The organism is Nonomuraea sp. NPDC001684, assembly GCF_053596515.1.
Map to the genome: position 1 here is coordinate 1 of NZ_JBSFGJ010000532.1, position 5,899 is coordinate 5,899.

Annotated in this window: 5 protein-coding genes; all 5 read left to right on the plus strand. The window is 76.6% G+C overall.

Annotated elements, in window-relative coordinates:
* Window positions 1-939 (plus strand): FAD-dependent oxidoreductase (locus ACWCSD_RS46205; RefSeq protein WP_449925072.1); only part of this gene is annotated, 939 nt, incomplete at its 5' end.
* A complete protein-coding gene (locus ACWCSD_RS46210) occupies window positions 932-2,446 on the plus strand; it encodes an aldehyde dehydrogenase (NADP(+)) (RefSeq protein ID WP_449925075.1) in 1,515 nt (504 codons plus the stop codon). The genes ACWCSD_RS46205 and ACWCSD_RS46210, both read left to right, overlap by 8 nt.
* 45 nt (window positions 2,447-2,491) lie before the next feature.
* Window positions 2,492-3,586: a phosphotriesterase family protein gene (locus tag ACWCSD_RS46215; RefSeq protein WP_449925078.1), complete on the plus strand. Its 1,095-nt coding sequence runs from the start codon at window positions 2,492-2,494 to the stop codon at window positions 3,584-3,586.
* Window positions 3,583-4,653 (plus strand): phosphotriesterase family protein, encoded by a 1,071-nt coding sequence (locus ACWCSD_RS46220; protein WP_449925081.1) that lies wholly within the window; start codon window positions 3,583-3,585, stop codon window positions 4,651-4,653. The genes ACWCSD_RS46215 and ACWCSD_RS46220 overlap by 4 nt, the downstream gene beginning before the upstream one ends.
* 11 nt (window positions 4,654-4,664) lie before the next feature.
* On the plus strand, window positions 4,665-5,672 hold the full coding sequence (locus tag ACWCSD_RS46225; protein WP_449925084.1) for an alpha/beta hydrolase: 1,008 nt from the start codon (window positions 4,665-4,667) through the stop codon (window positions 5,670-5,672).
* Window positions 5,673-5,899: the final 227 nt, after the last annotated feature.

Genomic DNA, 5,899 nt, shown 5'->3' on the forward strand with positions numbered 1-5,899 from the left:
ACCGGCCTGGCCGCGGCCGGGGCCAGGGTGGCGGCGGTCGCCGAGGCCAACGCCACGCTCGGCTGGCTGCGCGACCTGCGCGGCGCCGCGTCCGTGCCGGCCAAGGGGCTGGAGGCGCTGCGGTACGCCGTGCTGATGGGCCGCCACCGCGTGCCGTACCGCACCGGGACCGTGGTCACCGAGATCCTGGGCGAGGACCGGGTCGAGGCCGTCCGGCTGGCCCGGCTCGGCCGCGACGGACGCCCGGCCGGGCCGGCCCGCGAGATCTCCGCCGACCTCGTCGCGCTCGGCTGGGGGTTCACGCCGTCCCTCGAACTGCCGCTCATGCTCGGCGCCGACACCAGGAAGGACATCGACGGCTCGCTCGTCGTGACCGTGGACGCCTTCCAGCGCACCGGCGTCCCCGGCCTGTACGTCGCGGGCGAGGCGACCGGCGTCGGCGGCGCGGTCCTGGCCCGGCAGGAGGGCCGGCTGAGCGCCCTCGCCCTGGCCCGTACGCTGGGCCGCCGGGCCGACCCGGCGCTCATGGGAAGGTTGCGCCGGTCGATCGCCCGCGGGCGGCGCTTCGCCGCGGCCATGCACCGGACCTACCCCGTGCCGCGCGCCTGGACGTCCTGGCTGCGGGACGAGACGCTGGTCTGCCGCTGCGAGGAGGTCTCCTACGGCGACCTGCGCCGCGCCCACGACGAGCTGGGCGCGGGCGACCCGCGCACGCTGAAGATGCTGGCCAGGCCGGGCATGGGCTGGTGCCAGGGACGGGTGTGCGGGTTCGCCACCGCCGGCGTCGCGGCCTGCCTGAGCCGCCGCGAGAGCACGGCCGGCGACCTGCGCCCGCTGTCCACCCGGAGCCTGGCGGCCCCGGTGTCCCTGGGCGAGCTGGCCGCGCTCGCCGACGACAACCCCGACGAAAATCATGAAAGAGGACGAGACCGTGAGTGACGTGCTGAGCGTCGACCCGCGTACCGGACAGGCCCGCGAGCGCGTCGCGGCGGAGTCGACGCCGCAGGACGTGGACCGCGCCGTGCGCGCCGCTGCCGCCGCCGCCCCCGCCCTGGCCGACCGGTCCGTACGCGCCGACCTGCTGCGTACCGCCGCCGCGCTGCTGGAGGAGGGCGGCGAGGAGATCATCGCGACCGCCGACGCGGAGACCGCGCTCGGCCGGGTCCGCCTCACCGGCGAGCTGGCCCGCACCTGCTACCAGCTCCGGGCCTTCGCCGACGTGGCCGAGTCGGGCGCCTTCCTGGACGTGATCATCGACCACGCCGACCCGGCCGCCCGCCCGGCCCCCCGCCCCGACCTGCGGCGCTACAAGGTGCCGCTGGGCGTGGTCGCGGTGTTCGCGGCGAGCAACTTCCCGCTGGCCTTCAGCGTGCCGGGCGGCGACACCGCCAGCGCGCTGGCCGCCGGCTGCCCGGTCGTCGTCAAGGCGCATCCGGACCATCCGGCGACCAGCGTCCTGACCGCCCGCGCGCTGCGCGCCGCCGCGGAGAAGGCCGGTCTGCCGGCCGACGTCGTGGGCCTGGTCCACGGCTTCGCGGCGGGCCCGGAACTGGTCCGGCACCCGCTGACCGCCGCCGTCGGCTTCACCGGCTCGGTACGCGGCGGGCGGGCGCTGCACGACCTGGCCGCCGCGCGTCCGCGGCCGATCCCGTTCCACGGCGAGCTGGGCAGCCTCAACCCGGTCGTGGTGACCGAGCGGGCCGCCGCGACCAGGGCGGCCGAGATCGGCGCGGGCCTGGCCGCCTCCTACACCCAGGGACTCGGCCAGTTCTGCGTCAAGCCGGGCCTGGTCCTGCTGCCCGCGGGCCCGGCGGGCGACGCGGTGCTCGACGCCGTGGTCACGGCCGCCGTGCCCGCCGGACCGCTGCTCGACCTGCGCATGCGGGCGGCCTTCCTGGACGGCGTGCGCTCCCGCGCCCAGCTGCCCGGGGTCACACAGGCGCTGGCCGCGGGCGAGGACGACGCCGCGCCGCTGGCCGTCCGGCCGGGCGTGCTGACCGTGGCGGCCGAGCGGCTCGCGGACGGCGACGCCCACGCCGAGCTGCTGGAGGAGTGCTTCGGACCGGTCACCGTCGTGGCCCGGTACGGCTCGGAGTCCGAGCGGGACGCCGTGCTCGACGCGCTGCCCGGCAACCTCACCGCGACCGCGCACCTGGCGGCCGACGAGCGCGAGGGCGCGGCGGCCGGCCTGGTGGCCAGGCTCGCCGGGCTGGCCGGGCGGGTCGTCGTGGACGGCTGGCCCACGGGCGTGTCGGTCGCGCCCGCGATGCAGCACGGCGGGCCGTACCCGGCCTCGACCAGCACCTCGACCTCGGTCGGCGGCACCGCGATCGAGCGCTGGCTGCGCCCGGTGTGCTTCCAGGACACCCCCGACCCCCTTCTGCCGCCGGAGCTGCGCGAGGCCAACCCGCTCGGCGTCCCCCGGACGGTGGACGGAGTCGCCTGACGCTTTTATCTACACTTGTAGACGCTCTGGGGCTATATTGCTCGTGTGTCCACCACCGATGCCACGGTCGTGGCCGTCACCGGCGAGGTCCCAGCGGCCTCGCTGGGCGCGGTCCTGCCGCACGAGCACCTGCTGAGCGACTTCGCCCCGCCCGACGACACGCCCGAGTCCTGGGCGCGTACCGGCCGCACCCGTCCCACGGCGGCCGGCGCCCTGTGGCTCTACCGCGCGCCGCTGACGATGGACCTGCTCGGCGAGGTCGGCATGGGCGCCGTCAACCGGGATGACCTGCTGCTCGGCGACGCGGGCCTGGCCGCCGCCGAGCTGGCCGCGTTCCGGGAGGCCGGCGGCGGCACGGTGGTGGACCTGACGACCGACGGGCTCGGCCGCGACCCGGCCGGGCTGCGCCGGCTCGCCGAAGAGACCGGCGTGACCGTCGTCATGGGCTGCGGCCGTCACCACCCGGCACGGACCGCCGGCCCCGCCGCCCCGACCTCGGCCCGGGACGCCGCCGCACCGGCCGAGGAGTTGACCGAGGAGCTGGTCCGCGACCTCACCGAGGGCGTGCGCGGGGTGCGGGCCGGCATCATCGGCGAGCTGGCCGCGCTCGACCCCGGCGTGCCCGCCGAGCGCGCGCTCCTGGTCGCCGCGGCCCGCGCGGCGGCGGCCACCGGCGCCGCCGTCTCGCTGGCCCGCAACGAGGACCCGGCCGTCCAGCAGCGCGTCCTCGACCTGCTCGCCGAGGAGGGCGCGGACCTCACGCGGGTGGCCGTCGGCCACTGCGACGCGCTCTCCCCGCGGCCCGACGACCTCGAACCGCTGCTCGGGCGCGGCGTCTTCGTGCAGTTCGACCAGCTCGGCAGGCTGCCCACCGCGCTCAGCGTCTCCGACGACCAGGACGTCGCCGCGGCCGTGCTCGAACTCGCCCGCCGCGGCCACGCCGGACGCCTCCTGCTGTCGCAGGGCGTACGGGCCAAGTCCCAGCTCCTCGCCTACGGCGGCGGCGGTTACGCCTTCGTCCTGCGGCAGTTCGTGCCGTACCTGAGGATGCTCGGAGCCGACGACGAGCTGATCGAGACCGTCACCGTGCGCAACCCGAGGCGGCTGCTCACGCTCCGGACCGAGGAGGCGGGCTCGTGAGCCGCTACCCCTTCCCCATCCCCGACCTGGCCGGGCAGGCGCTCACCGTCGCCGGCCCGGTGGACCCGGCGCTGCTCGGGCAGACGTCCATGCACGAGCACATCTTCATCGACCTGCGCAGGCCCGCCCGGTCCCGCCGGCCCGGCGAGGACGCGCCGGCGGCGGCCGAGCCGCTCACCCTGGCCAACCTCGCCCGCACCCGCCACGGCGGGCCGAACGCCGACAACGACCTGCTGGGCGACTTCGACGAGATGCTCGCCGAGACCCTCGCCTTCGCCCGCAGCGGCGGGCGCACCATGGTCGAGGTCTCGCCCATCGGCCTCGGCCGCGACCCCGAGGCGCTGCTGCGGCTGTCCCGGGCCACCGGGATGCACATCGTCATGGGCGGCGGCTGGTACACCCCGGCGTTCCATCCGGCCGACATGGACGAGCGCACCGTGGACGAGCTGGCCGACGTCATCGTGCGCGACGTCGTGCTCGGGGCCGACGGCACCGGCGTGCGCGCGGGCGTCATCGGCGAGGTCGGCGCGGAGTCGGTGCCGCTGACCGGCGGCGAGCTCAAGAGCGTGCGGGCCGCCGGACGGGCCGCCCGCGTCACCGGCGCGCCGGTCACCTTCCACGTCGGCGGCGTCGGCGAGGAGAAGTTCCGGGTGCTCGACATCCTCCAGGAGGAGGGCGTCGCCCCCGGCAACGTCGTCCTGGGCCACTGCATGGACGTCCTGTCCGGCCCGGAGTTCGCCGAGCGGCTGCTGGCCCGCGGCGTCTTCGTCGAGTTCGACTTCCTGGCCGCGCCGGGCAGCCCGTGGGGGCACCTGGTCCTGGGCAGCGACCACAAGGTGCTGCGCGGCATCGCCGACCTGGTCGAGCGCGGGTACGCGGGCCAGATCGTGCTCGGCCACGACGTGTGCCAGAAGATCCAGCTCAAGCGGTACGGCGGCAAGGGCTACGACTACATCCCGCGGCACTTCCTGCCCGCCCTGCGCCGCCTCGGCGTCAGCCCCGAGGCCATCCACATGATCATGGTCGAGAACCCGGCACGGGCGCTCGCCTTCGCAGAACCGCAGTGACCAGGAGAACCATGCCCCCCACCCCCGTGCCTCCGACTCCCGTGCCCCCCGTCCCCGTGCCCTTCGACCCGGCGCTGGCCGTGGTCCTGGACGGCATGCCCCGGCCGGACGGCCCCGCCCCCACCCTGGAGACCATCCCGCTGATGCGCGCCGCCGGGGCGGCCATGCCCATGCCGCCGGTCGCCGAGGTGATCGGCGACCGCGGGATCGACGCCGAGGAGCTGCTCGTCCCCGGCCCGGCCGGCGCGCCGGACCTGGAGGTCACGGTGCTGCGCCCGCGCCGCCTGCGGGCCCCGGTCCCCGGGCTGTACAACATCCACGGCGGCGGCATGATCACCGGCCATCGGGCCATGGACACGCCGCGCCTGGTCGCGCTCGTCGAGGAGCTGGGCGTCGTCGCCGTCAACGTCGAGTACCGCCTGGCCCCCGAGCACCCCCACCCGGCGCCGGTCGAGGACTGCTACGCCGGGCTGGCCTGGATGTCGCGGCACGCCGCCGAGCTCGGCGTGGATCCCGGGCGGGTGGTGGTCATGGGCGGCAGCGCCGGCGGCGGCCTGGCGGCCGGGGTCGCCCTGCTGGCCCGCGACCGCGGCGGCCCGCGCCTGGCCGGCCAGCTCCTGCTGTGCCCGATGCTGGACGACCGCAACACCACCGTCTCCAGCCACCAGTACGACGACCGCGGCACCTGGCCGCGCGCCCTGAACCTGCTGGGCTGGCGGGCACTGCTCGGCGAGCGGGCCGGCGACCCGGACGCCGACGTCCCCTGTCACGCGGCCCCGGCGCGGGCGACCGACCTGTCGGGGCTGCCGCCCGCGTTCGTCGAGGCGGGGGCCGCCGAGCTGTTCCGTGACGAGGACGTCGCGTACGCCACGCGGATCTGGGCGGCCGGCGGGCAGGCCGAGCTGCACATCTGGAACGGCGCCTTCCACGGGTTCGACATCTTCGCGCCGGACCACGAGATCACCCGCGCCGCCCTCGCCACCCGCCTCTCCTGGCTCCGCCGCACCCTCACCCCCTGACCCCGCACACCGTCCCCGCGTCGCGCGGAAGGCGTCCGGGGTGGTGGGGGGAGGGGGAGGTGCCCAAGGCCCTCCGGTTCATCGCTCCCCGGGCGTCGTGTGGGGTTGGGGCAGGGGGAGATGCCCGCGCCTCCCGGCCCCCCGCCCCCTCGCGGTGTGGAGGGGGCTGGCGGGTGGGGTCAGATGCCCAGGGTGCGTTGCAGCCAGGAGTGTTTGGCTTCCTGGGC